The 24,827-nt window shown below is 43.6% G+C and carries 26 protein-coding genes; 12 read left to right on the top strand and 14 right to left on the bottom strand.

The features are described from left to right. Positions 1–177: 177 nt before the first annotated feature. Both ACHZC4_RS15860 and ACHZC4_RS15855 read right to left on the bottom strand, forming a co-directional pair. Entirely contained in the window at positions 178–834 is a 657-nt protein-coding gene (locus ACHZC4_RS15860) for an SCO family protein (RefSeq protein ID WP_394754848.1), read from the bottom strand. Positions 835–861: 27 nt separating this feature from the next. Further along, positions 862–2,841 carry a multicopper oxidase family protein gene (locus tag ACHZC4_RS15855; RefSeq protein WP_394754847.1) on the bottom strand — a complete coding sequence of 660 codons (1,980 nt, stop codon included), beginning with the start codon at positions 2,839–2,841 and terminating at the stop codon, positions 862–864. Positions 2,842–3,488: 647 nt separating this feature from the next. Between ACHZC4_RS15855 and ACHZC4_RS15850 the strand changes: the two genes are divergently transcribed. The 3 genes from ACHZC4_RS15850 (at position 3,489) to ACHZC4_RS15840 (ending at position 7,217) form a co-directional block, all read left to right on the top strand. Next, positions 3,489–5,327, top strand: coding sequence for an LTA synthase family protein (locus tag ACHZC4_RS15850; RefSeq protein WP_394754846.1), 1,839 nt, complete (start codon positions 3,489–3,491; stop codon positions 5,325–5,327). Positions 5,328–5,445: 118 nt separating this feature from the next. Next, a complete protein-coding gene (locus ACHZC4_RS15845; RefSeq protein WP_394754845.1) occupies positions 5,446–6,570 on the top strand; it encodes a hypothetical protein in 1,125 nt (374 codons plus the stop codon). A gap of 26 nt (positions 6,571–6,596) precedes the next feature. Next, on the top strand, positions 6,597–7,217 hold the full coding sequence (locus tag ACHZC4_RS15840) for a DUF4124 domain-containing protein (protein WP_394754844.1): 621 nt from the start codon (positions 6,597–6,599) through the stop codon (positions 7,215–7,217). A gap of 93 nt (positions 7,218–7,310) precedes the next feature. Here ACHZC4_RS15840 and galU read toward each other — a convergent pair whose 3' ends face one another. The 8 genes from galU to cysD form a co-directional block, all read right to left on the bottom strand. Continuing rightward, a complete protein-coding gene (gene galU / locus ACHZC4_RS15835; RefSeq protein ID WP_394754843.1) occupies positions 7,311–8,198 on the bottom strand; it encodes a UTP--glucose-1-phosphate uridylyltransferase GalU in 888 nt (295 codons plus the stop codon). Between the two features lie 62 nt (positions 8,199–8,260). Next, positions 8,261–9,661: a mannose-1-phosphate guanylyltransferase/mannose-6-phosphate isomerase gene (locus ACHZC4_RS15830; protein ID WP_394754842.1), complete on the bottom strand. Its 1,401-nt coding sequence runs from the start codon at positions 9,659–9,661 to the stop codon at positions 8,261–8,263. Between the two features lie 78 nt (positions 9,662–9,739). Then, on the bottom strand, positions 9,740–10,270 hold the full coding sequence (locus ACHZC4_RS15825; RefSeq protein ID WP_394754841.1) for a hypothetical protein: 531 nt from the start codon (positions 10,268–10,270) through the stop codon (positions 9,740–9,742). Continuing rightward, positions 10,267–10,797, bottom strand: coding sequence for a hypothetical protein (locus tag ACHZC4_RS15820; protein ID WP_394754840.1), 531 nt, complete (start codon positions 10,795–10,797; stop codon positions 10,267–10,269). Before ACHZC4_RS15820 ends, ACHZC4_RS15825 begins: the two co-directional genes overlap by 4 nt. Before the next feature lie 285 nt (positions 10,798–11,082). Beyond that, positions 11,083–12,708, bottom strand: a complete 1,626-nt coding sequence (gene cysN, locus ACHZC4_RS15815) for a sulfate adenylyltransferase subunit CysN (RefSeq protein WP_394754839.1) — start codon at positions 12,706–12,708, stop codon at positions 11,083–11,085. 46 nt (positions 12,709–12,754) lie between these two features. Beyond that, positions 12,755–13,282 carry a hypothetical protein gene (locus tag ACHZC4_RS15810; RefSeq protein WP_394754838.1) on the bottom strand — a complete coding sequence of 176 codons (528 nt, stop codon included), beginning with the start codon at positions 13,280–13,282 and terminating at the stop codon, positions 12,755–12,757. Beyond that, the gene (locus ACHZC4_RS15805) at positions 13,282–14,376 is read right to left on the bottom strand and encodes an AAA family ATPase (RefSeq protein ID WP_394754837.1); all 1,095 of its coding nucleotides are present in this window, start codon (positions 14,374–14,376) and stop codon (positions 13,282–13,284) included. The genes ACHZC4_RS15810 and ACHZC4_RS15805 overlap by 1 nt, the downstream gene beginning before the upstream one ends. A gap of 20 nt (positions 14,377–14,396) precedes the next feature. Next, positions 14,397–15,305, bottom strand: a complete 909-nt coding sequence (gene cysD / locus ACHZC4_RS15800) for a sulfate adenylyltransferase subunit CysD (RefSeq protein WP_394754836.1) — start codon at positions 15,303–15,305, stop codon at positions 14,397–14,399. A gap of 333 nt (positions 15,306–15,638) precedes the next feature. On the opposite strand from cysD, the gene ACHZC4_RS15795 reads away from it, so the two are divergent. Beyond that, positions 15,639–16,196 carry a Uma2 family endonuclease gene (locus ACHZC4_RS15795; RefSeq protein WP_394754835.1) on the top strand — a complete coding sequence of 186 codons (558 nt, stop codon included), beginning with the start codon at positions 15,639–15,641 and terminating at the stop codon, positions 16,194–16,196. Positions 16,197–16,220: 24 nt separating this feature from the next. Here ACHZC4_RS15795 and ACHZC4_RS15790 read toward each other — a convergent pair whose 3' ends face one another. From ACHZC4_RS15790 to ACHZC4_RS15780, 3 genes are all read right to left on the bottom strand, one after another. Then, positions 16,221–16,880, bottom strand: coding sequence for a DUF3782 domain-containing protein (locus tag ACHZC4_RS15790; RefSeq protein ID WP_394754834.1), 660 nt, complete (start codon positions 16,878–16,880; stop codon positions 16,221–16,223). A gap of 76 nt (positions 16,881–16,956) precedes the next feature. Beyond that, a complete protein-coding gene (locus ACHZC4_RS15785) occupies positions 16,957–17,364 on the bottom strand; it encodes a type II toxin-antitoxin system VapC family toxin (protein WP_394754833.1) in 408 nt (135 codons plus the stop codon). After that, a complete protein-coding gene (locus ACHZC4_RS15780) occupies positions 17,364–17,621 on the bottom strand; it encodes a type II toxin-antitoxin system Phd/YefM family antitoxin (protein ID WP_394754832.1) in 258 nt (85 codons plus the stop codon). Before ACHZC4_RS15780 ends, ACHZC4_RS15785 begins: the two co-directional genes overlap by 1 nt. Before the next feature lie 393 nt (positions 17,622–18,014). Between ACHZC4_RS15780 and pilV the strand changes: the two genes are divergently transcribed. From pilV to ACHZC4_RS15740, 8 genes are all read left to right on the top strand, one after another. After that, entirely contained in the window at positions 18,015–18,518 is a 504-nt protein-coding gene (gene pilV / locus ACHZC4_RS15775) for a type IV pilus modification protein PilV (protein ID WP_394754831.1), read from the top strand. Then, on the top strand, positions 18,515–19,567 hold the full coding sequence (locus ACHZC4_RS15770; RefSeq protein ID WP_394754830.1) for a PilW family protein: 1,053 nt from the start codon (positions 18,515–18,517) through the stop codon (positions 19,565–19,567). Before pilV ends, ACHZC4_RS15770 begins: the two co-directional genes overlap by 4 nt. Positions 19,568–19,575: 8 nt before the next feature. Then, on the top strand, positions 19,576–20,373 hold the full coding sequence (locus ACHZC4_RS15765; RefSeq protein WP_394754829.1) for a hypothetical protein: 798 nt from the start codon (positions 19,576–19,578) through the stop codon (positions 20,371–20,373). A 67-nt stretch (positions 20,374–20,440) separates the two neighbouring features. Further along, on the top strand, positions 20,441–22,318 hold the full coding sequence (locus ACHZC4_RS15760) for a DUF4114 domain-containing protein (RefSeq protein ID WP_394754828.1): 1,878 nt from the start codon (positions 20,441–20,443) through the stop codon (positions 22,316–22,318). Positions 22,319–22,426: 108 nt separating this feature from the next. Then, positions 22,427–22,903, top strand: a complete 477-nt coding sequence (locus ACHZC4_RS15755; protein ID WP_394754827.1) for a GspH/FimT family pseudopilin — start codon at positions 22,427–22,429, stop codon at positions 22,901–22,903. Positions 22,904–22,953: 50 nt separating this feature from the next. Next, a complete protein-coding gene (locus ACHZC4_RS15750; RefSeq protein WP_394754826.1) occupies positions 22,954–23,409 on the top strand; it encodes a type IV pilin protein in 456 nt (151 codons plus the stop codon). A gap of 220 nt (positions 23,410–23,629) precedes the next feature. Then, positions 23,630–23,935 carry a DUF4160 domain-containing protein gene (locus tag ACHZC4_RS15745; protein ID WP_394754825.1) on the top strand — a complete coding sequence of 102 codons (306 nt, stop codon included), beginning with the start codon at positions 23,630–23,632 and terminating at the stop codon, positions 23,933–23,935. After that, the gene (locus ACHZC4_RS15740) at positions 23,932–24,213 is read left to right on the top strand and encodes a DUF2442 domain-containing protein (protein ID WP_394754824.1); all 282 of its coding nucleotides are present in this window, start codon (positions 23,932–23,934) and stop codon (positions 24,211–24,213) included. Before ACHZC4_RS15745 ends, ACHZC4_RS15740 begins: the two co-directional genes overlap by 4 nt. Positions 24,214–24,339: 126 nt before the next feature. Here ACHZC4_RS15740 and ACHZC4_RS15735 read toward each other — a convergent pair whose 3' ends face one another. Next, entirely contained in the window at positions 24,340–24,639 is a 300-nt protein-coding gene (locus tag ACHZC4_RS15735) for an addiction module antidote protein (RefSeq protein ID WP_394754887.1), read from the bottom strand. Between the last annotated feature and the right edge of the window lie 188 nt (positions 24,640–24,827).

Genomic DNA, 24,827 nt, shown 5'->3' with positions numbered 1-24,827 from the left:
ACTCCTGAATTTTAAATACTGCAATCGTTCTGTTAAATCGAATCTATGCAGCAGTTGAAAGTGAAGTTATCACTTTCGTCCTTTTTGAGCAGCCCACTCAGTTTTATCCTAAAAATCTAACTTCAAAAATGATTCGCCTTGTTAAAAAACCAGACAAAACATGATGTGCTAACTGTTCTAACCCATCATTTCCGATAAATTGGGTCTGCTGCCATTGGGTTCCATCCAGCGCAGGTATTCGGCAATGTATTTAGGATCGCCTAAAGCAGGACTCATACCCCATCTTTCTAACGATTCAATACCAAACTTAACGACACCCAAATGTTGTGACTTGTCCTTATCGATTGCCGGATCAGAAAAACTAAAGCCCAAGTGTTTGCGAAGTTCTTCAATATCGGCTTTTTTGCCGGTCAAAAATGTCCAGCCGGGTTGGATATCGTGCATTTGCGTGTAAGCTTTCAGTACCTCAGGCGTATCGTGTTCTGGCGTTAGTGAGATGGAGTACATGAAAATGTCACGGCCTACCCGATCGCCCAATTCTTTCTGAACCCGTTTTAGATTAGCGGTCATGCCTGGGCAGATTTTTTCGCATTGGGCATACATAAAGTTAATCATGACGATTTTGCCTTTAATCAAATCGTCATAAAAACGCACTTCCTGGCCATCATGGGTTACTACCGGTACGTTTGGGAAAGCACCTTTGCTGCGCATAACCTGATTGGTTTTATTGGGAGTAACCGTTACTAAGCTGGCGCAGCCTGTGGGTAAAGTCGCTAAAGCTGCTGCACCTAAGGTAGCGCCACCTATATTTTTAATAAATTGTCTTTTGTTCATGACTAAATCCTTTTTAAAATAGTGGGCTTACTTGCCGGCATTGGGGTCGGTGGCGGGTACAAGCTTCCAGCGAATCATCATGGCATGGTCTTCGTGGACTACGTTATGGCAGTGCATGGGGTAGTCGCCATACCAGTCACGGAACTGCATATAAAAAGTAATGCTGCTGGTTCCCGATGTACCTTGTGAGGCTTGACCAATTCTGACCACATCTTTTCTGGATAAGTCATCTAGTGCCGGTGCTTTACCGTCACGGCTGGTAATTTGGAACTCTTCGTGATGAATATGCACTGGATGTGACCAGCCGCCGCCTGATGTCAGTGTCCATTCTTCTGCTGTACCTTCTACTGGGTAAGCACTGATTTTTGACGGGTTAAAAAATTCACCATTCACTACCCAGGCACCATTTTTGGTATTAAAACTAAAACTGCGTTTTTTAACCACAGGATTGGCAGCACGATTAGGCATAGGAACCATCACCTGGGTTTGCAATGTAGCTAACGATGCACTGTTGTCGACGACAGCATCGGCTGAAACAATAAATTTAAGCAATTGCGTTTGGCTACTTGAAGGCAGAATTTTGCCAGTAGGGCCTTTGCCGCTGATCTGCTCCAGACGATTTTCCAGATAGATGACTGTGCCGGGTGCATATTGGCTAAAATCAATAATAACATCGGCACGTTCAGCCACCCCCAAACGTATGCTAGGAACGATTTGTGCTTTAGGTAACAAATTGCCGCAATTTGCAATACGGGTCATCTTGGCACCATTGCTCAACGACAGTTCAATAAACCTTGAAGGTCCAGCATCAAGAAAACGGAAGCGGTATTTACGGCGTTTAACATCCAGATACGGTTTGATTTTAAAATTGACGGTTTGCTGGTCGCCCACAATGCCCTCAATATTGAAGCTGTCAAAAAACAATTGTCCGGATTGATCAAACACTTTGTCGCCAAACAACAGAGGTATGTCGTAATCCCCGCTAGGCAATCTCAAGCCGGATGTTTCATCGCCGGTATCCAGGTTAATGTCATCGCTAAATAAGGTATAAAAAGAAGCTAAGCCTTTGTAGACATTTGCGGCGGTAAAATCAAAACGGTGATCATGAAACCACAATGTGCTTTGAGTTTCCTGCCAATCGCCAGGACACCACGCGCCTTTGTAATAAGTACCTGTTTTATGCGTGCCGGCAAAGCCAGCGCGGACATTGGGATACCAGAAGTCATACCATTTACCGGAATCCCAAAAGCGCATAGGGCCGCCATCAGATTCGGGCGGATTGTGGGCATTGTGCAAATGCGGGGAGATTTGATTGATTCCAAAGCCTTGGGTATCCCTACCTTCTTTAGGCAAGCCGTTGTACATGCGCATCAAAATGGGTTTGCCATAATGTGCATTAAATCGCAACACACCCGTCGCGAATTCGCCATTGCTATTGGGGTTCATATCGACGTAAGTCCACACTTTGGAATTAAAACCACGGCCATCGTCGTCAGAATAAAAATTCCAATCAATCTCTTTGGCCATCAGCTCATATTGAGTGCAAGCTGCTAAACCGCCCAACTCATCCCAGCGTTGATGGTCTTCGCTCCGTGCTTCGGTAAAATCTTCAAAGCCACCTATTGCGCCTTTGCCGGGATTCCACAGGTTATGTTTTTCCTGGCATTGGCCTTTTTCTGCTTCGGGCCCTGAGAACGCGCCTACAGCAACAGGGGCTTTTGGTATGGGCAAGGGCACTGACCACGGCATGGTACAGGGTGGGCTGATAATATTTAAAGAAGATCCGCTGCCCGATGAGCCCGAGCCTTTGGCCGCTTCCGCTAGATTAGGTAAAAAACCTTTGCCGCCAATAGCGGTTAAACCACCTACACCGGCTGTTAAACCCATTTTTAACAGATCGCGACGGCTTACATTGGCTTCCTGAATATCCCGGACTTCTTGCATGTAGCGGGCAATGTCTTTCTCTTGACGGCTAAAGCGGGTGGCTTGGATAATTTTTTTTAACATGACACTTCCTTATTTGTCTTAAATCAAGGTGCTAAATCTATTTAGCCCACTTTTGCTAAAATGCTTTTTTAAGCCGTACCAGGCATGAAAGGTTTTCCTGGTAAATATTTTTTTTTGTGAAGAAACAAAATATTACGGCTTTTGAGTTACATTTTAGATAAAGCATTTACTGTGCCATGTTTTTTATTTTTTACAAATTATTGAAAGTTAAGTTAAATAATTCGATGAGATGGGTATTTTTGAGATGAGCGTTCAAAGTGCGGATTAAAAATCTGACAGGCTGAAAGTTTACTGATAACTAAATAAACATATTTATGAGTAATTTATGGCATTGAAAATGCCTATTACAATTTTTTTTCAGAGCCAATGAACTAAAAATCAATAAGTTGTGATACACAGCAAATAAGAGGAGGTTTGGTTTTTACAGTGTAAGGATATTCGTACAAATACCCAGTCGATTAACAGTCGCTTAGGATTTGCAGTGCCTGATATTTTGTCTGCTGAAGGGTAAAACCGGCTCGTCTAAGTGGGTAGCCGAAAATCGCACCCAAGTTCTAGCCATAGATTCTATGGTAATATGAACTACGTTCATCCCTCGTTCACACTGGCAGATTTATCCTGTCTATCTAAAAAACAGCCTCCCTTTTATGTTAAGAAAATCATTGCCGCTTATTTCGACGGCGCTGCTATATACTCTTTTTTACTTTGTCAGCAGTTTAAAGTTTGATGTCCAGCTTCAAGCTAAGGCCATCCCGTTCGACTTCTTATTGCAGCTAGCTTTTAGCTATATTTTGTTTGCCTTATCTAAACGGCTGTGGATTTTCCTGATCATCCAAACGCTGATCATGGGTATTTTGTATGTCGGCAATGCCATTAAAATATCGTTTTTTGGCGGCCCGATTATGCCGGATGATGTCTATGCCTTACGATCTTTGCTACTTATATTGGAAGGCTGGCGTTTTTTTGCGGCAGCCATTCCGTTGGCAGCTATCGCCAGTTTGTTGCTGTTCAATTTTTCCATGCGCCATTGGAGCGCTTATCTAGCCTGTACCATCGCTATATTACTGGGCATTACCGTAGTTTATAAGCCTGCCTCCATTCTTAATCCTTTGGATAAATATACCGGTACGTCGGTGTGGGATCAGCGATCTAACTATTTATGGCATGGTGCTACTGTTTATACCTTGCAAGAGGGCACGCGTTATTTTGCTTTGGCTGATGTGTCACCGGATCAGGATCAGGTGCAAATAGCGGCAGAAAAGTTACTGAGCCGTATGCCAAAATCAGCGGATATCGCCAAACCGTTTACACCGCGTAATATTCATTTAGTGTTACTGGAATCGTTTTGGGATCCCAATGAACTTAAAAAAGCCAAGTACACGCCTAACCCCTTATCGCCAGAATTTAGAAAACTTTGGAAAAGTGCTGATTATTCCCATGCTATGCCGCCGGTATTTGGCGGTTATACCGCTAATTCTGAGTTTGAGGTATTGTGTGGATTTCCGGTGGTGAAAGACAATGTCAAATTTGAACGGCAATTGTTGAATTCAGTGCCGTGCTTACCGCATATTCTTGCCGATAAAGGTTATCGCACTGTAGCATCGCATCCTAATGTGCCGGTGTTTTGGAACCGGGTGAATGTGTACCGGAATATAGGCTTTCAAACCTATTGGTCAATCAAGGATTTTGTACAAGATGACATGAACCGTGAGTTCATGGCCGATTCCACTTTATACCGTCAAGTGACTGAAAAAATTTCCGGATCGTTAGCGAATAAGCAGCCCATTTTGGATTATATTGTCACTTATTTTGGCCATTGGAATTATCCTTTAGGCGCTAACCGTGCCAGTAAAGTCACTTCAGCGTCGTCAGTAGAAGAGGTAACTAGCTACGCCAATACGGTATATTACAAATCCCGTGAATTAATGGCTTTTATTGACGATATGCGTAAACGCGATCCGGACAGCATTATTGCTGTGTTTGGCGATCACTTGCCATTTTTGGGGGAACATTTTGCAGGCTATGTCGATTCAGGTGTGCTGGCCTCAGAACGCGGCAAATTTACCCCGGCAATGTTCCGTTTATATGTCAGTACCCCCATCATTATTATTGATGGCAAGCGCGGCCCGCTTAAAGTCGGCAGTATGCCCTTGTATGAGGTGCCTAAGCTGTTGCTCAATTTGCTGAATTTTAATGAGCCGACCATTATGGATTACACCGCAGCACCACCGGATGTGCGTGTGCGCCCCTTACCGGGCTTGCATTTTAATGTCCTGAAAAATAATAAAATTGAAGTTTGCAAGGAACCACCTTACGACAATACGTGCCAAAATTCTACACGCTGGCTTAATGATGTTAACGTAGTCAGTAATGATTTATTTATTGGCCGTCAGTTTTCACGGCCTAAACAGGTTACCGAAATTTCTAAAGAGTTAAGCATGCAAACGCCTGTTACGCCGCCAGTAACGCCACTGGTACAGCCGTAATTCAAGGTTGGCCTCCCCCTTTTGCAAAGGGGGAGGCCAACGCTATTTTGCATCTCTTTGTGCTTTTTGTAGACAATACCCAGCATCAAATTCTAATCGTGACATTGTGGAGTAGAGAATGAAAAAATATTTTAACTTGGCTGCAAGCAGTTTATTGATCCTGTTATCCAGCGCTGCAAACGCCAATGAAGTGACTTTACCTATCCAGCTAGATTACGGGTTGATTAAAAAGGTGTTGGTTAAACAATTATTTACCCAGAAAGACCATTCCGCACAGCTTTGGAATGACAAGCATGGCTGTAGCTTTTTAAATTTGGCTAATCCAAAAATAAATGGTGATAAAGGCCAGATTCGATTATTGAATGACGTTCAGGCACAATTTGGAACTCAAATCGCAGGCCAATGCCTAACGGTTTTAAAATGGGATGGCGTGCTGGAAACGTTTCAAAAACCCACACTAAATGCCGACCATTCTGTGTTGAGCTTGCCGGTTACCCAAGCTAACGCTTACGATAAAACCGGCCAGAAATTAACCATTGATAAACTGCAAGACTTGATTAGACGGGTGGCCGAACCTAAGCTGGCTCAGGTTAAAGTAGATTTAAACAGCTCGCGCGATGATATTGAAAAAGCTTTAACCAAATTTTTGCCTAAGGAAAATGCACCAGCTGTTAAGGCGATGGTCAAAACGCTAAAGTTTGGTAATGCAGAAGCTAATGATAACGGCGTTGCCATCAAAGTGGCTTTTGATGCCCCGACAAAAGTAGTCGCTAAAAAACCGGCAGCGGCATTTACGCCAGCGGAATTAAGCCAATGGCAAGCTTCTTGGAAAGAATGGGATGTGTTTTTGACACGGGCCATTAAGCAGGCTACCCACGATGCCAAATCAGCGGAACTGCGTAAAACCTTAACTGGTATATTGACGGAATCGCGCACTGTGTTTCAGGACGGCTTGAAAAGTCATGATCCCAGTAAAGATCCGGTACGCACTTTTTTTGTGCAAACTTGGGAGCGTTTAGCACCGCAATTAAAAACCTTGTCTAAAGAATTACCCGAAATACAAAGCTTGCGTTACATGACTTTTATTGCCGCGACCGATGTGATCTATGAGTTGGATAAAATGGGTGCTCCTTTAGGTTTGGAGCTGTCTTCAGATGGTTTACGGCATCTGGCGCGATTGTTAATAGCGGATAAGCCAGCACCAAAAGCCAAGCCATTGGCATCGCATGTGTTGAACGATTAGTTGTATGTTTCCATGAGGTATAAGCTGTGAATAAAATCTTAGGTGTACTATTAGCATTAACAGCTTTTACGCTAAGCGCGGAAGTGTTTAAGTGCAAGTCATCTAACGGTGTTCCTGAATATCAGCAAACGCCTTGTGCATCGCCTTCGGAAAAACAGGCGGTTATTGATATTAAGCCGATGACGTCGCAACAAGAAGAGCAGGCGCGGATTAGATTGCAAGCGTGGCGCGATGAGCAGGAAGCTAGTGAGCAAGCCAAAGTTAACGCGGAAAAACAGCGTCAGGCCGAGCTGGATAAGCAGGCGGAATTGAATGCGTTACAGCGCAGCGCTACTGCATCTGAACAGCAGGCTTTGGCTGCACAACGGTTAGCCGAGCAGGCAGGAAATCAAAATAGAACCAATGGCTATAACACGCTGATACCAGGTTATCGCTATGGGCAACCGAATTATGGTGCAGGTATGGGATACCGCAATGGTTTTGATAATGATGCTGATGATCATCGCCGCCGCCATGGCCATGAAGGTCGACATGAGCGGCGTCATGATGATGGATTGCAGCATCAGCAGCAATTAGGTGATTACGGTATCTATAGACCCCCTGGCAGTGTGGGTAATGGTCTCGGTAATTATGGCCCTGCTAAATAGGCAATTACTGTAGAGAATTGATGGCGCAGAAACTGTTTATGGGAAGCTACACGCTCTGTTAATGTACCAAACAGAGCGTGTAACAAGCGAAGTTTAGAAGTTTTGACTTTTGGTCAGTTCTTTCAAATAGGCCAAAAAGTCATCTTTTAACTCGTTGTGCAATAAGCCATGTTCTACCGTGGCAATCAAAAAACCTAATTTACTGCCGCAGTCATAACGTTTTCCTTCAAATTCATAGGCTAATACTTGCTCATCTTTCATCAGTTCAGCAATTCCGTCAGTTAGCTGGATTTCCCCGCCGGCACCCCGTGGAATGTTTTTTAGCTTATCAAAAATACCTGGCGTTAAAATATAACGCCCCACCACCGCCAGATTGGACGGTGCATCGGCAGGTTTCGGTTTTTCAACAATCATTTCGATGGGACCAAATTCACCGGTAAACTCACCAGTCCTGACAATACCGTAACTGCCGGTATCGGCTGGATTAATACGTTCTACACCCAAAATTGACGTATGTTTCTTTTCATACAAACTCACCATTTGCGCCATGCAGCCACGGGTGGAATCTTCAATCAAATCATCTGCCAATATTACGGCAAACGGTTCATCGCCTATCACAGGTCTGGCGCAATACACGGCATGGCCAAGGCCTAAGGCTTCCGACTGGCGGATAAATACGCAAGAGACATGGGAGGGGAGGATATTGCGTAATATACTCAGGGTTTCCGTCTTATTTCTAGCTTCCAGTTCTTTTTCCAGTTCATAGGCTTTATCAAAATGATCGGTAATAGCGTTTTTGCTGCGCCCGGTGATAAATACCATGGTATCAATCCCTGCTGCCACCGCTTCTTCAACGGCATATTGAATTAACGGTTTATCAACAATAGGCAGCATTTCCTTCGGGCTGGCTTTGGTAGCCGGTAAAAAGCGTGTGCCTAAACCGGCAACTGGGAAAACTGCTTTGGTAATTTTTCTTGTCATTGTAATGATTTCCTTATTTTTTAATGGGGGTAAGTTAATAACTAAAAAAGTTTGTCGTTTGGCTACACGCGACCGTATTGATCTCCAAACCGGACAATATCATCTTCGCCCAGATAACTGCCGGATTGCACCTCAACAATCTCCAATGGAATAACGCCTGGATTTTCCAGGGAATGTACCACGCCCAACGGAATATAAGTCGATTCATTCTCGGTAATCAAGACTTGTTCATCGCCTTTACTGACTAAGGCGGTGCCTTTTACCACCACCCAATGTTCGGCGCGGTGATGATGTTTTTGCAGCGATAACTTAGCACCTGGTTTAACAACAATGCGTTTGGTTTGATGGCGCTCACCGCAATCCACCGAATCATAATGTCCCCAGGGCCGGAACACTTTACGGTGCGTTTGGGCTTCGCTGCGGCCTAGTTTTTTTAACTGGTCGACGATCTGTTTAACTTCCTGGACTTTATCTTTACTGGCCACCATTACCGCATCGCTGGTTTCAACCACTACCAAATTGTGGACACCAATAACCGTCACCAGTTTATTCTCTGAGTAGATGAAGGAATTGCTGCTGTCTACCGCCAATACATCGCCACTAATGGCATTGCCCGATTCATCTTTAGGGATAACATCCCATAATGCTGACCACGAACCGACATCATTCCAGCCTGCTGACAGGGGAATAACGACCGCTTTGTCAGTTTTTTCCATAACCGCATAATCGATAGAGTCGGAAGGGCACGCTGAAAACAGAACTTTATCCAGTCTGGTAAAATCCATATCGGCTTTTGCTGCGGCTAATGCTTGTTTGCAGGCAGATAACATGTCGGGGTTGAATTTTTCCAGTTCCCGTAAAAAAGTACCCGCAGTAAACGCGAACATGCCGCTGTTCCAGAAATAATCGCCACTTTGTAGATAGCGGGCCGCAGTTTCTTTATCGGGTTTTTCAACAAAGCCCGCTACTTTAAAGGCACTTTCCTGTAGCAAGTCGCCGCTTTTAATGTAACCGTAGCCAGTTTGTGGTTCTGTTGGGACGATGCCAAAGGTCACCAAAAAGCCTTGCTCGGCCATTTGTTTGGCTTGCATAACCGCCTTATGGAATGCTGCGGTATTGGCAATGACGTGATCTGCTGGCAGTATCAGCAACACATCATTTTCGGACGCGGCGGTTAAGGCCGCCACGGCAACGGCAGGCGCGGTATTTTTGCCGACCGGTTCAAGAATAATCGCCGCAGGGTGCGCGTCAATTTCCCGCAGCTGCTCGGCCATAATAAAACGATGATCTTCATTACACACGGCAATAGGCGCTTTTAAGTCTGCAAGGCCGTCTAAGCGGAGTAAAGTTTCCTGCACCATGGTGTATTTGGATACCAGGGGTAAAAATTGTTTGGGATATTGTCCGCGCGACAGCGGCCAAAGCCGTGTGCCAGAGCCACCTGATAAAATGACGGGGATCATGCTGCTTTCCTTTCCTTATGTTAAGCGTTGATGTGTGCCGGATTAACCGGCACGGCTATATTACGTGAGAAATCTTAACTATTGCTGAATCAACTTTAGGGTATTTTCAGGTAATGGTTTTGTCGCTAGGCCTTCCAGCTGTAATTTGGCATCTTCATGCACGGTGGTCATGAAGGTAATCAGCTGCATTTCGTAGTTCATTTTTTGTTGCATGTCCTCTGCTTCCCACATTTTATTGAGCAAATATTTAGCGTGATGATGGATGGTAAAAGCAACCGCTTCCGGCAAATGCGTGTAACTGCTTTGTATGGATTTTTTAAGTTTATCCAAAGCATTCAGGTATTGCTCATAGTCTTTAATATCCTGATTGCACTTGGTTTTAAACATGGATAGCTCGCTGTCATGGCGGATTTTAAGCAGGCTAATTTCGTGTTCCAACTGTACGCTTTTCATTTTTAACTTAGCTGCCAGCGCATTTTCAGCGAGTATTTTTGCGTGTTTGAGTTTGGTCTGTTGCGCCTGATTTTTATTTTGCCATTGCAGGTTTTCATCTTTGACAGAATGGAGCAATTCCATGAACTGAGATAGCCAGTTTTTGAGTAACATCATGCTTGTATAATAGCCGCTATTTGTTGCTGCAATTCTAACAGAGCGTTGATGTTCTGGTTATTTTTATAACAAATGTGTTGCGCTTGCAGGTGTTTATACTGGGTTTCAGGAATATGGTTTTTGAGGGCTAATAGCTGTTGATCAATCGCCTTACTTAACATTTGCAGATGTTTCTGGTTGTTTTTATCAAGCAGGCGTTGTCTTTTTAATTCGGAAAGATAGCTAATTTTTGCGGTTTTCAAATGAAACAACCGTATGATTTCCTGCTGTTTTTGCGCAATAAATAAAAGTCTGCGTTGCAGTCGTTGGTGGCTGGAAAAGTAATCAAAGACAGTTTTGGCAGTCAATTTAGAAATTAGTGCAAAACCGTTGGCGAGTAATAGAATGAAGGCGCTAAACAGCAGTGCTATCCCGATTGGATTTAGGGTATCTGGCAGCACAGGTATTGATAACCTGAGCAATACATCCGCTACTAAAAATACCGCCAGTGCAGATAGAAACAGCAATAAAGCAATACGTATAATCAAAATGATTTTATTGCCGACTGGTGGTAGATTTTCAGTTTACAGGTTTTTCTATTTTGTCATTATGATGGCCAGGCTTATGTCTATACTGGCCGGTGGTATTGCCTTCACAACCCAGGGTAACCATTATCATGATTACCATAAATAGTAGAATCACCTTTTTCATAATATCACCCGTTACAATGAGCAGTCAGTCGTTGGGGTTCCTGCCGTTACCCCAACCGGTATATTTAAATTCTCACCTGTTTTATAGCGGCTTTTAATTGTTTTTGATGATTACAGGAGGTGCTAAAAAATAATTTTTTGTCTTTTCAGCGCATTGTAAATGTCATCAATTGTGTTTTGGTTGCAATCAAACACCACATCAGCCAATTCGCTTGGGCTATTGATGCAAAGTCCAATCAAACCCGCGTTTTTAATGGCTTGCATCAGCGCCGTATCCTGGCTTTCCAGTACCGTGGCAGCATGGCCATTATCAAACAGTTTACGTTCCAATTGATACGCAAGTGCGTTACCGGCATCACCTGTTAAAGACACAATGCTGGCTATTTGGCCAAATCGCGCGGCGCGGTCATCGCTACTGACCGGCAGTTGCAAGCTTTCATCGACCGTGCCGGTAATCATGCCCGCACCGACGGTGCCGTTGGTCAAGCGGTCGATAATAATAAACGCACCGGTGCCTTTGTTAGTTTTATAAGTGTCGTATACCACCGGTGCAGTTACTGAAATCGCACACGAGCCGATTTCGTTGAGCTGCAAGGTGTTGGCATCATGGTGTTCCAAGGTATTGACATCAATGCGGTGGTGGATCATAGCCACCGAGCCTGCTACGCTGCGGGTAGCCAGTTTGATGGTGTATTGCCGTCCTGGCGTCAAGGCAGCGTCGGCCATCCATACAATGGTGGCGTTAAATTTATCGGCTACCGTGATGGTGGATGTAGTCGTGCCCACCAATATATCGCCGCGACTGACATCGATTTCATCATCCAGTGTTAAGGTGACGGCCATTGAGGTAAATGCCGATTCCAGTTCACCATCATACGTGACGATAGATTTGATGGTGCTTTTTTTGCCGGATGGCAGGGCAGTGACGGTATCGCCTTTGTTAAAGATGCCGGAGGCAATCGTGCCACAAAAGCCACGAAAATCCAGGTTAGGGCGGTTAACATATTGCACGGGTAAACGCGCATCGGTAAAGTTACGGTCGCTCATGATTTCGATGCTGTTGAGCAATTCCATCATCGGCTGGCCGGTAAACCAAGGCATATTTTCGCTGGGGTTAACGACGTTATCGCCATCCAGTGCCGACATCGGGATGAAATGGATGTCCTGCAAATCCAGCGATTGCGTGAATGCCATGTAATCTTGCTTGATGCTATTGAACACGGCTTCGCTGTAACCGGCCAAATCCATCTTATTAATGGCTACGATAATGTGCTTAATGCCCAATAACGAGGCAATAAAGCTGTGGCGCTTGGTTTGGGTTTGCACGCCGTAACGGGCATCAATCAAAATAATCGCCAGATCACAGGTGGAAGCGCCGGTGGCCATGTTGCGGGTGTATTGTTCGTGGCCTGGGGTGTCGGCAATAATAAATTTGCGTGTCGAGGTGGAAAAATATCGGTAGGCGACATCGATGGTGATGCCTTGTTCGCGCTCGGCTTGCAGGCCATCGACCAGCAAGGCCAAGTCTATTTTGCCAGCGCCGGTAGTGCCAGATTTTACGCTGTCGGCTTGCACGGCGGCCAACTGGTCTTCGTAGATCATTTTGGAATCGTGCAGCAAGCGGCCAATTAAGGTGGATTTGCCGTCATCGACATTGCCGCAGGTTAAAAAACGCAGCAATTCCTTGTTTTCGTGCTGTGTCAGGTAGGCGTTGATGTCGGTGCTGATGAGTTCGGATTGGTGGGACATGGGTTTTCCTAAAATAATGATTGCAGCGTACAGTACTGCCCTGGTTTTAACTGACTAATTTTTTTACTTTCGCCTCTTCCTCATTAAATACTTTGACAGAGGTGGGCGATAAATTCCAAATTTTAACGGTTGGCTTGAGTGCTTTTTTAAGGTCATCGGATAGCGGTATTAACCATTCGCTTTTGCTATTTTTGACGACTAAAATCAACTCAAAATGTATATTGGCTATTTGAAGCTGTTTAAAATTATCCGGTAATTCAGCATGGCCAGCAGGATAACGCTGTAAATTAAAAGATACAAACAATGCCAGGCTATTGGTTAATTTTTCTTTTATTTCGTTAATATAACTGGCATAGTTTTCATGGCTTTTAGGTTGAGGAGAGCTGGTTTTTGCTTCAACAATGCTAACAACAGTTCGATTATTTTCTGTGTTAAGCAATAAAAATTCTGCTATCCGAATACCTTCGTGTTTATTAATGTCTTTGAGGGTCTGGCTTTTTTCAATATAAAAGCAATGCCCATCAGAAAAAGGCCCAAACGACATACCCGATTCAATAATTGTTTCGGTTGTCATTAGGCAGGTAAGTTTATTTCTTCTTTATAAAGTTTAATCGACTCATCAATGATTGGGTTATCGGGCATTTCATCTTTTAGATTAGATTGTTGCCAAGCGTCATTTTCATAAGAAAGCACTGGAATCGACATTTTTTGCTCTTGTGCAATCAGGAACAATTTTTTGATGACAAAGTAAGAATGGCTTGCCATAAAAAACTGAATACTGTGTTTGGCGAGTATAGCGATAATATCCAGCAGTTTGGAGATGGCTTCTGGATGTAGGGCAGATTCAGGCTCGTCAATAAAAATTATGGAGTTTTCGTTTAAGTGGCCGTTGCCCAATAAGAAATCTAAAATTGCAATTTTTTTAATACCTTCAGCAGTAGTACCCATTGGGAAACGTTGGCCGTTTTTTTTGAAATACCAGCGATTTGTTTCATCATATTCAATTGTCCCGCCAATCATGCTTTCCAAAAGCTGACGTGAACTATCGAAATCGTTGGAGCCCTGTCCTTTTTTTGATGGGTCAGGTCTGTAAAAACTACCGTAATTTAATGGTGATGCTCCGCCACCGGCTTCCCTAAAACCGAAATATTTTTTTACATTGGAGGGTCTTGTTTGTAAGGCTTTCGCTAAATCCAAATAGGTATCATCAAAACCAAACACTTGATCTTGTTGCCTGGATTTTAAAATAATATGGTGTAAGGACAACACTTCTTTGGCAGGTAAGAAAATAGAGTTATCAGGGCGGGGCGTTGCCTGATTTTCTAAATGAATGACTTTTGTAGTGTCTTTGCCAAAGCTATAACTAAATGATTTATCATCAAAAATTAATTCAAATACTAAAGATGATTCTGCTTTTTTACTGACCAAATCACTAATCTTTTCAGCTTGAAAAGTCCAAAACAGTTTATCTGCCAAAATCTCGGCAGCACTGTCTGGATTATCACCGCGTTTGAAATCCTCCAAAGTACGCACAGCAGTGTACAAGGCTTTAAGCAAAAACGATTTGCCACAGCCGTTATTACCAATTACTAGATTAATTTGGCCTAAGTGTTGCCAATCTAGCTCGGTAAGCGGGCCAAAGTTTTTTAGCTGGACACTGTTAATCATAGATATTCCCAGTAGCTGCTTTAGAAGTAACCTTCGCGTTTTTTCTGTTCCATAGAACCCGCCTGATCATGGTCAATTAAACGACCTTGCCGCTCAGAAGTTGTGGTCAATAACATTTCCTGAATAATCTCGGGCAAAGTCGTTGCTGTGGATTCCACTGCACCCGTCAATGGATAGCAGCCTAAAGTACGGAAACGCACCATTTTCATTTCAACTTTTTCGTTTTCGGCTATCGGCATACGCTCATCATCCACCATGATTAACATACCGTCGCGGTTAACCACGGGACGTTCTTTAGCAAAATATAACGGCACAATCGGGATGCTTTCCAGATGAATATACTGCCAAATATCCAGTTCAGTCCAATTAGACAGCGGGAAAACACGGATGCTTTCGCCTTTATCAATTTTGCCGTTGTAGATATTCCATAATTCAGGACGCTGGTTTTTAGGATCCCAGCGGTGGTTTTTATCACGGAAGGAATACACCCGCTCTTTGGCGCGGGATTTTTCTTCATCGCGCCTAGCGCCACCAAACGCCGCATCAAACTGATATTTGTTCAGGGCTTGCTTTAAGCCGTCGGTTTTCATCACGTCGGTGTGTTTTTTACTGCCGTGGGTAAACGGCCCAATGCCTTGGTCTACGCCGTCTTGATTAATATGGACAATCAGTTCCAGGCCCAGTTTTTTAACCAGATCATCACGGAAGCTGATCATTTCCTGAAATTTCCAGGTGGTATCAATGTGCATTAAAGGGAAGGGCGGCTTGCCCGGATAAAACGCCTTCATGGTTAAATGCAGCATCACGGCAGAATCTTTGCCGATGGAATACAGCATCACCGGACGTTCAAATTCCGCCGCAACCTCACGGATGATATGAATGCTTTCGGCTTCCAGTTGTTTGAGATGGGTCAGTTTAAAATCAGTCATTGATAACCTTTGTAGGTTTTAAAAATCCGTCCGTTTGGGCTGTCGGTAACGGGTTGAATAAATTTTATGTAATCATTTAGTCCCCCTATTTGAAAAAGAGGGGTTAGGGGAGATTTTTTAAATAAATCCCCCTCGATCCCCCTTTTTCAAAGGGGGAGGTGAATACTTACAGTTTTATTAACCCAGCATTTTAGAGCGAACACGCGGGTAATACCAGACTTATCTGTATTTTTAAGCGGATTTTAAACAATAAAAACGCATAGACATTGCTCTAAATGAGCGAGTATTATTCTTTTAAGAATATAACATAATCTCTATTAATACGGAGTTGCTATGACCAATCTTGCCGTCAAAATTGAACACATTTTAACACCTGAAGCCTATTTGCTACAGGAAAATGACAATCTTATGGAGGCTCGCCATGAGTATGTCAATGGGCTTGTTTATGCTATGGGTGGGGCAAGTCGTGAACATAATCGTGTCAGTGGACGACTTTTTTTGCGATTGGCGCAGTATTTGGAGGGTACGCCTTGCGAGCCGTTTCAATCGGATATGAAGGTAAAAGTGCAACGCGCTAACGATGTGCGTTTTTACTATCCTGATATACATGTCGCCTGCGAAGATGAAACTGACCGTTATTATAACGAGCGTCCTTGCCTGATTGTGGAAGTGCTGTCTGATTCTACGCAGCGTATTGACCGCACCGAAAAGCGTTTGGCTTACCAGATGCTGGAGAGTTTGCAGGAACTTGTGTTGCTATCGCAGGAGTCGCCTTATCTGGAAATCTATCGTCGTCGCACCGAATGGCAACGTGAATGTTTTGCGGGCGATGATAGCGTTACTTTGGAATCGGTGGGTTTAACAGTGATTGTGGAAGAGTTGTATGGTTAAGCTAGAGATAAAGCTTCAACAGCATCATCCCCAGGTTTTTGGAATAAATACCGATTCATTGCGCAATTCTAAATGATCGCCATTTTGGCCGATGACATATAAGCCTTTGCGTATCGCATACAGCGCTACGTTTTCAGGAATGACCATACCGGCGACCGCGCCTAACATGCGGTTGTCTTTGTAACGCGGCAACAGACGTTTGATTTTTTCCAGACGGGCTATGTGCTCGTTAACGTCATCAATACTGAGATGGCTTTTGCATTCAATGGCAACGGCATCTTTATCGTTGATTACTAATAAATCCAGTTCCAGGGTTTCACCGTTGCGTTTGGCAACAATGTTTTGCTGAACTTCATGCACATCAATACCGCACTCACGAAATAATCGCACCGCAGAAGGCCGTACGGCTTCTTCGACAAACTCGCCCAAGCGATTGCCCAGTTTACCAATAGCGGTATTAACCGCTTTAATTGATAAGGCCATTTCTTTTTGGCTTTCTTTGATAAAGCGCTCGTTTTCTTTGATAAGACGCTCGTTTTCCTGAAATTTGCGGTCAGCTTCTTTTTGGCTTTCTTTGATAAGGCGGTCAGTTTCTTTTTGCCTTTCTTTAATAAGACGGTCAGTTTCTTGAAATAAACGCAAAATATCATCAAGCGTAGGCGGTGGTGAGGTATTGGTTTGCATGGCGTGTTCCTTTGGAAGAGGGCTGTTTTGTGATTATATCAGTTGCCCACAAAACCGCCCAGTCTTAGCCCACAGTTTAAAGATAAGGATTAAGTAGGGTAACTTTGGTCGGTTCAAAATGACGCGTGTTACGCGTCACCACAACTAGATTGTGTTCCAGTGCGGTAGCTGCAATCATTAAGTCGGCATTGTTGTGTCCAAGTTCACCGCTTAGCTGGCCCCATCGGCGGGCGATAGCGGTTGTTAAAGGCAAGATACGCTGTTCGTAGCGGTGCAAAATGGTATTCAGCCAACTGTCTAGATCGTCAGCAAATTTGGGATTAACACGCCGTTGCTGGGTAATGCCGCGTTCAACTTCACCCACTGTGACGACGCTTAAAAAAAGCTCTGAGGATGTGATGCTACGTAGCCATTTTTCAAGATTGCTATCGCGTTGTTTACGACGAATGGCGGAAAGAATATCAGTGTCCAGTAAATAAGGCATTATTCAAAATCTCTTAAGCCAATATCCATTCGTTCAAATGCAAGGTCATCGGTAGGCATGCTCAGCAAATGATCTATAAATGACGGTGATTGCATTGTTTCAAGGCGTTGCAGTTTTTCAAATTCTTCAAAAGACACCACAACCGCTGCTGGTATGCCTCGACGCGTCACAATCTGAGCTTTGCCATGTTGCGCGGCATCCACTAAAGCACTGAGTTTATTTTTGGCATCTTGTAGCGACCATTTTTCGGTTTGCATATCGGTTCCTTTATCAGCTAGCTGTTTAATCTAGTTCTATTTTAACACCTCTCTTCATTCAAATTCTGCCAAATTTTGGCTCATGGTGACAAAAAATGTCTTATGGGGAGGGTAAGCTCGCGCCTAGTTTTTTGTGGATTTTTATTTAAGTAATTGAATTTTAATTATAAATAAATTTTGGCGCGAATTTTGCTTTAATAATTTGTAATTGTTGTGTTTAGTCACTTAATTTTAAGCAGAGCGTTTATATAAGCCTTGTGGACTGAGCCATAGCGTTTGTGTTGTTTATTGCGTGCATTGGCATCCAAAGGCTAACGTCAGTTGTAAGCTTTAAAATCTCAACTAGAATTAATTTCATATAAATGTTTGTACAGGTTTAGGAGTAATAGGTCGATGTTGGGTTATCAGGTTGTCAAGGGTTTCACGCTGGTCGAGGTGTTAGTGGCAACTGTCATCATGGCCATAGGCTTGTTGGGTTTAGCGGCTATGCAAACGATAGCGTTAAAAGATAATCAGGATGCGTTTTTTTATACGCAAGCGTCTTCGCTGGCGTATGAGATGAGTGATCGTATCAAAGCAAATGCAGTGGCATGGCAAGATGCAGCTTCAATACCGGCTGACACGCCGTGCGATAAAAGCTGCGATTTTGCGGCTCCTTGCTCAGCGGATGAAATGGCAACTTTCGATTATTGTGCCTGGCAAAGTAATGTACGAAGCAGAATTGCTGGTGCAACTGCCACAGTTGCCGCTAGCCCAGTGCTCGATCCACTCAGCACGGTTTGCACAGATAATACTGGAAGCAGGCTTTGTCTGACCATCAGCTGGGATCGTAATCATCAGCAGGTTGATGATCCTACGATTGCCCAAAACAATTTTCAGCTGGAGATTCAGCCATGAATAAACAACACGGGATGAGTCTGGTTGAGTTAATGATTAGTTTGGTTTTAAGTTTAACTGTCATTGCTGGTATCAGTAGTTTGTTTTTGCATATGAAAAAAACTAACCAAATACAACGCGCTATGGCAACCATGGCAGATGACAGCAGTTACGTGCAAGAAGTATTGCAAAAAGAAATCCGCCGCACTGGCGGATTAAGAAGTCCGTCGGATACCAATGGAGGTGCTGATAAAATATTTTTATGGTCTGATAATGTACTAGGGCCGCGCCGCAACTTTGATTTACTAGGAATGGGCTTAAAGTTTGAGGGCGAAGAATATATTAAAGGCGATGCAACCTCACCGGCTAACGATGCCTTCTTGATCCGCTATCAATTATTGGATGCTCAAGATTTAAGTGCTAATTTTAATACTGTCTCCAGTAACAGTAACTCACCTTGTACTCAAAATATTCTTTCTAATCCGCTAGATCAAATAGATCCATTGGTTTTTCCAGTAGACCCGTTAAATTCATTAGATCCTGCTCTGGTGGGTGACCCAGAATCAGTGCCGCATGTGGTTAGCATCTATTTTTATCTGCGCCCTGATCTTCCTAATCATCCTAATGACTTGATTTTGTCATGTACAGCTCAAAGAGAGCGGGTGAATACTGCGGCGACGACGGCAACCTGTATTAAAAACTGTACCAGTACCAGCAACTTCACCCCAAATCCAGCTATTAATCCAGTTGATCTTATCAACAATGTTGTCAAGTTTGAAGTTAGTTATGGCGTGGATCCGGGTGCTGACGGTTCGGCGGATTACTATGTCGATGCAGCTACGATACCGGTGGGTTCACCTGAATTGTGGCTAGACATTGTCAGTGTTCGATTATCTTTCGTAATAAGAAGTGAGGAGAAGTTTTTAAGGAATGACCCTCCCGATCCAGTTTTGAATCCCCCTGTGGCATATACCCTTAATGGTGTCCCTCATCCGCCGCCAGTCGGCGACCAGCGGCAGTTGTACAAAGTGTTTACCACGACCATTGCGCTTCGTAATCACCTTCTATGAGATTTAATATGAAACACACCACTTTAAAAAATCAACACGGGGCAGTTTTAGCGTTTAGTTTGGTTATGCTGGTACTGTTAACGTTGGCAAGTGTTAGCATGATCAGGCAAAACAAAGTCCAAATCAATATAGCCACGAATGCTACTCAACAAGTCAGTGCCCAAGCCTCTATTGACATCGCTTTACGACAAACGCAGGCTATTTTGGAGGCGCTGCGTTATGTAGATATTGATGGTGATGGCTTTATAGGCACTGATGAAAGAAATGCCCATCATTGTAAAAGTGGCACCACTAACTCCATACATCCCATACCACATACAACGGGTACGCTTGTTGGTTTACCCGCCGATGTTACCGCCACAATACAGGCGGAGCATTGCATTTCCAATTATATCGATACAGGTAATGAAGCCAGATGCCTGTACAGTTACATAGACAATAATACCGGCAATGCCACGCCTACTAGTCCCGATAATTGGGTGCGTAATGTAAAAGAAGGCAGCCTTTGCCCCTACAACATTAATTTCCTTTTGGACGCAGAGGATAGCGAGGGTAACCCTCTGTGTCCTCCTCGCCCCCAACCCTTACCAGCAAGGCCTTCCCTTGATGAGGTTAATGCTTGTCAAAAATTGAATGCAGCGGGAAGTTTGACTTCTGGAACGGCGTGGACAGAGACGTCGCGAAATATTCAGGCCTGTCCTATAGAGGTTTATACCGTGCATGTCCGGTTACGTGATGCAAATGATGCCCAGCGTACTGTCGAATCAAAATTTGAGATTGACTGTTCAAATGATTTAAACCCGTAAACGGGTTGTATGTGAAGAAAATAAAGCTATAGGCCGTTTTTTAAAATCTAAACCGAGGATAAATACTATGATTATCACCAAGAAAACGTTATTAAAAACGATTCGCATACCCGTGTTGAATCGTCCATTAACCCATATACGAAAAAATTCTGCGCTTTTTTTGGCAACCGCGTGTTTAGCGATAGGCTTTACCGTAGCTTCGAGTAGTGCTCAGGCGACTTCGTGGAAATATTTGGCAGGCGGGTACAATTCTGCTACTGGCCAGCCCAATGGCATGACTGATAAAAGTAGCGCCATGCCTGCTGACTTATTAACATCTGTGCTAAATCGCCTACCAGAGGGGCAGTCTATCGCCAGCAATCCTACAGTATTGGCGCAGCTGACCAATGATCTTGGTGCGAATGTTTTTTTAAAAGCGCCTGCTAATGTAAAAGTTTCTTATGTGAGCGAAGGCGCAGGTTACGAAAATTCAGTTGGATTTTTTAAGTTTAATACCGCAAGTCTGACAACATTAGCGGTTTCTAGTGTGATAGATACCATCATATTTCCCAACTTTTCAGATACGGTTCTGCAATTTGGCAAAACAGTCGATCTGGGGCAATTTGCCGCCAATGATGCTATTGGCTTTACCATTGTAGGTAATGGCTGGCAAACGGTTGTCAATGGTAAAGGAACCCATACTGGTGCTGTTGATTCAAATAAAGCGGTTAGCAAGATATTCCGCACCATCAAACGCTTTAACCCAGAACCCGCCACAGCGACTAATCAACAAGCCCACACTATATTATTTTCTTACCCCGAAAAACAGCTCATGGTATTAGCATTTGAGGATCTTAATCGCCAAAGCGCTTCAAATAATGACTTTGGTTACACCAGTGATAATGATTTTAATGATGTGATTATTGCCATTCATGTCACCCCATTTAGTGCAGTTGATTGTAGCAATTGTACTCCACTTATACCGTCACCGCCCATTCCCACCAATTGTGGAATTCCCGTGACTAAAACTCCAATACCCAGTCAGGCAATGAGTAATGATGGTAAAAAAGTTAATATTTGCCATTTCCCTCCAGGCAATCCTGAAAATTATCAAAATATCCAAATCAGTGTCAATGCATTGAATACTCATTTAACTCACCATGATGATGTGTTTAGAATCAATGGTCAATGTCCGCCTATATCAGCAGGGATATGTGCCGCTCCCCCTGTTTGCATCGAACCAGAAGTGCTTAATGCCTCAACAAACACCTGTGTAACCCCTCCACCCGTTGTTTGTACGACCCCAAAAGTACGTGACGCAGCTACTAATACCTGTGTAACACCGCCGCCAGTTACGTGTATTACACCGCAAGTACGTAACGAAGCTACTAACACCTGCATAACACCTGTCACTTGTACCGCACCGCAAGTGCCTGATGCAACAAATAGCGCCTGTATAGACCCGCCACCCGTAGTCTGTACTGCTCCAAAAGTACGTGATAGTGCCACTAACACCTGTATAAACCCGCCACCTATTTCTTGCACTGCGCCAGATGTGTTTGATTCGGTAGCTAACGGCTGCGTAACGCCACCACCCATTGTTTGCACTACTCCATTAGTGCCTGACGCAACAAATAGCGCATGTATAAATCCACCAGACGTTGTTTGCACGGAACCTGAAGTACGTAACCCTGCCACTAACACCTGTGTAACACCGGTTAAGTGTAAGTTGCCAAAAATACGTGATGAAGCAACCAATACTTGTGTAACAGCTCCCCCTGTGGTCTGCAATGCGCCTCAAGTACGTGATGCAAGCACTAACACTTGCGTAACACTGATAAATGGTGAAAGCGGCCCTATAAGCTGGCGTGAAATTACAATGCCAGAGGCAGTCAAGGATACTCGGGCGGAAGCAAAAGCAGCTGCACAGGAATCAGCGAGGACAAAAGCAGCCGCTGGCCAATAACGCTAATTTTTTAATTCATAGCTTCAGCATACTAGACATAGTTAATGTTTTAGTATGCTGAAGATTTTGTAGGCTTTTTCTTTCCTTGGAGTAAATTAAATTTTATTTATGAACACAACTAAAATACGTTGCAACCAAGGTTTTACGCTGATTGAATTAATAAGTGTTGTCGCGATAATGGCTATCACGTTAGGATTCGGCTTGCCTAGTTTTAGATCCACAATGGCTGAGAATCGTTTAACGGCATCGGTAAATGATATGGTTATTGCATTGCAATTAGCGCGTAGTACCTCGATCAAGCAAGTAATATATGCAGGGGTTAGTATCGATAGTGTTGCCGATGGAAGCGATGAATGGTATGTGTTTAGAAATGTTTCGGGTGTTCCTGCTAATGTAATGCAAAGATATTCCACAGCCTCTGGTGTTAAGGTGACTGCTACAGATGAAACCCCCAGGTATCGATCTGATGGCCGGTTAACATCAGCTGCGCCGATTACTATCAGTTTTACGCTTGCAGATGGCAGTCCGGCAAGGCGAACATTAACCATTGCCCCATCGGGAAGAGTGAGCGTTACTAACCCATAACCGTTATTTGTCATCAGTGTTTTAACGGTTTTAAATTTATATAAATATTTATGAGAGCAAAAATAAACGGCTTTACGTTAATTGAATTACTGATAGCGCTGTCTATTATGGGTATCTTAGCGGCTATTACGTACCCCAGTTATGCTGAACAAATGGCTAGAAGCAGACGCGCAGAAGCACAAGGGGCTTTGGTATCTTTTGCCAATGCGATGGAAATGTGGAGAATGCAGCATGAAATCACTGGATATCTTCAGGCTGCGGGAACACAGGGTGCACCTACCGATATAGGCAGTCCACAATCCGCATTATTTCCCGCTGTTGTGCCTCTTTCGGGTGGAACTACAACTTATAATCTAACTATTTCCGCAGCCACTGCCTCAACGTATACTTTAACAGCAACACCTGTTGCAAACGATACTTGCGCTGCTTTGACAATAGATAATACCGGAGTAAAAACACCTTTAACCGTAACGGATGGAAACGGCGCAACCATTAATTGCTGGTAAGCATAAGCAAAACAAGCTTTCTATAACTACCAGATTGGAAACAATAACACCTCATAATTTCGCGATCCATGCAGGATATGGATAATTTCAATAACATTCTCATGTGACACATTAGCCGCGAAATTTTCAAACTCTTAAGTTGAAATAAATTTCGTTTGAAATAGGCTGTTTTCCAGCAACAGGCGTAAAATAAAACATTGTTTTGTTTGTTGGAAAAATCATGCCCAAGTTGTATGAATACTTTGGTTTAATTATCATGTTTTATGCCAATGAACACGAACCAGTACATGTTCATGGAAAATGCCAAGGACGGGAATCGAAGGCGGAAATTATTATTTTAAACGGCAAGGTAACTGAAATTAGCTATGCCAATGTAGCGGGAAGAGCATCACTTACTTTTCGTGAAATGCAATACTTTAAAGAAGTTGTCAGTGTACACGCTGATAATATTGTCCAAAAATGGATTGATTTTTTCGTATTGCACAAACCTGTAAAACCAGAACGTATTACGAAGAGATTGAAATGAACCAAGTAACAATCAATATCATTGCGGTACAACAAGTAGACGATTATCGCCTGCATCTAACATTTGATGATGGTAAACAACAGATTATTGATTTCAAGCCATTTTTAACTAATGCTCGACATCCCGATATTCGGCGCTATCTTGACCCAGAAGAATTTTCTAAATTTCACCTTGAATATGGGGAATTAATTTGGGGAGACTATGAGTTATGTTTCCCGATTATCGATTTATACAAAAACCAGTTAAGTCATAATATCGGCCAAGAAGCTGTTGCTTAATTAAGGAATTTGGTTTCTTCGTTCAGTGTTATGGTCTAATAGACTTGGACGCAGTAGCGCTCTTATCCAATCATGGCATTCGATCATCTTCGTGTCCGGCAAGAGCATATAGCGTATATCCGCTAATTATTTATGGAGATGGTGTGCATTATGCAGTTTTTGCGGGGTCAGGCGATAGCCCATTGCATGCATAATAGCATTGACGCTGCCAAATTGCGGATTGCCGTTCTCGGAAAGGGCTTTTTGTACCCCCTTGCGGCTAAGACCGGAGGTTTCTGCGATCCGGCTCACGCCCTTAACGCGACTAACCACACGCAAAGACGATAGCAGAGCGGCAGTATCGCCGCTTTCCGCGTATTCATCGAAAAGGACGTTGATGTAATCATCCACTTCTTCGGGATGGTCACGAAGATATTGCTCTTCGATGTCTTTGCTTTAGCTGCCTTTGTCGCCGCCACAGAGCAACACAACAATATGATTGTCCTTCTCTCCAAAATAAATCCTGTAACCCGAACCGGCTATCCACTTAAGGTGGGACAGTTTCAGGTTAAGCCGTTCGTGGTGAGCTTGTCGAACCATGATCGGCTTAACCGCCCACCCTTCGACAGGCTCAG

The sequence above is a fragment of the Crenothrix sp. genome, from assembly GCF_043729335.1.
GTDB lineage: Bacteria > Pseudomonadota > Gammaproteobacteria > Methylococcales > Methylomonadaceae > Crenothrix.
The sequence above is the reverse complement of the archived record's forward strand: the minus strand, read 5'-3'. Positions and strand labels throughout refer to the sequence as shown.

What these genes read in the sequence shown, in the direction of transcription:
- ACHZC4_RS15805 (WP_394754837.1), bottom strand. Translation starts at nt 14,376, where the DNA reads ATGATTAACAGTGTCCAGCTAAAAAACTTTGGCCCGCTTACCGAGCTA.
- ACHZC4_RS15765 (WP_394754829.1), top strand. Translation starts at nt 19,576, where the DNA reads ATGAAACACACCACTTTAAAAAATCAACACGGGGCAGTTTTAGCGTTT.
- ACHZC4_RS15850 (WP_394754846.1), top strand. Translation starts at nt 3,489, where the DNA reads ATGTTAAGAAAATCATTGCCGCTTATTTCGACGGCGCTGCTATATACT.
- ACHZC4_RS15845 (WP_394754845.1), top strand. Translation starts at nt 5,446, where the DNA reads ATGAAAAAATATTTTAACTTGGCTGCAAGCAGTTTATTGATCCTGTTA.
- ACHZC4_RS15760 (WP_394754828.1), top strand. Translation starts at nt 20,441, where the DNA reads ATGATTATCACCAAGAAAACGTTATTAAAAACGATTCGCATACCCGTG.
- ACHZC4_RS15780 (WP_394754832.1), bottom strand. Translation starts at nt 17,621, where the DNA reads ATGCAAACCGAAAAATGGTCGCTACAAGATGCCAAAAATAAACTCAGT.
- pilV (WP_394754831.1), top strand. Translation starts at nt 18,015, where the DNA reads ATGTTGGGTTATCAGGTTGTCAAGGGTTTCACGCTGGTCGAGGTGTTA.
- ACHZC4_RS15770 (WP_394754830.1), top strand. Translation starts at nt 18,515, where the DNA reads ATGAATAAACAACACGGGATGAGTCTGGTTGAGTTAATGATTAGTTTG.
- ACHZC4_RS15750 (WP_394754826.1), top strand. Translation starts at nt 22,954, where the DNA reads ATGAGAGCAAAAATAAACGGCTTTACGTTAATTGAATTACTGATAGCG.
- ACHZC4_RS15795 (WP_394754835.1), top strand. Translation starts at nt 15,639, where the DNA reads ATGACCAATCTTGCCGTCAAAATTGAACACATTTTAACACCTGAAGCC.
- galU (WP_394754843.1), bottom strand. Translation starts at nt 8,198, where the DNA reads ATGACAAGAAAAATTACCAAAGCAGTTTTCCCAGTTGCCGGTTTAGGC.
- ACHZC4_RS15830 (WP_394754842.1), bottom strand. Translation starts at nt 9,661, where the DNA reads ATGATCCCCGTCATTTTATCAGGTGGCTCTGGCACACGGCTTTGGCCG.
- ACHZC4_RS15745 (WP_394754825.1), top strand. Translation starts at nt 23,630, where the DNA reads ATGCCCAAGTTGTATGAATACTTTGGTTTAATTATCATGTTTTATGCC.
- ACHZC4_RS15860 (WP_394754848.1), bottom strand. Translation starts at nt 834, where the DNA reads ATGAACAAAAGACAATTTATTAAAAATATAGGTGGCGCTACCTTAGGT.
- ACHZC4_RS15855 (WP_394754847.1), bottom strand. Translation starts at nt 2,841, where the DNA reads ATGTTAAAAAAAATTATCCAAGCCACCCGCTTTAGCCGTCAAGAGAAA.
- cysN (WP_394754839.1), bottom strand. Translation starts at nt 12,708, where the DNA reads ATGTCCCACCAATCCGAACTCATCAGCACCGACATCAACGCCTACCTG.
- ACHZC4_RS15740 (WP_394754824.1), top strand. Translation starts at nt 23,932, where the DNA reads ATGAACCAAGTAACAATCAATATCATTGCGGTACAACAAGTAGACGAT.
- ACHZC4_RS15755 (WP_394754827.1), top strand. Translation starts at nt 22,427, where the DNA reads ATGAACACAACTAAAATACGTTGCAACCAAGGTTTTACGCTGATTGAA.
- ACHZC4_RS15825 (WP_394754841.1), bottom strand. Translation starts at nt 10,270, where the DNA reads ATGATGTTACTCAAAAACTGGCTATCTCAGTTCATGGAATTGCTCCAT.
- ACHZC4_RS15785 (WP_394754833.1), bottom strand. Translation starts at nt 17,364, where the DNA reads ATGCCTTATTTACTGGACACTGATATTCTTTCCGCCATTCGTCGTAAA.
- cysD (WP_394754836.1), bottom strand. Translation starts at nt 15,305, where the DNA reads ATGACTGATTTTAAACTGACCCATCTCAAACAACTGGAAGCCGAAAGC.
- ACHZC4_RS15810 (WP_394754838.1), bottom strand. Translation starts at nt 13,282, where the DNA reads ATGACAACCGAAACAATTATTGAATCGGGTATGTCGTTTGGGCCTTTT.
- ACHZC4_RS15790 (WP_394754834.1), bottom strand. Translation starts at nt 16,880, where the DNA reads ATGCAAACCAATACCTCACCACCGCCTACGCTTGATGATATTTTGCGT.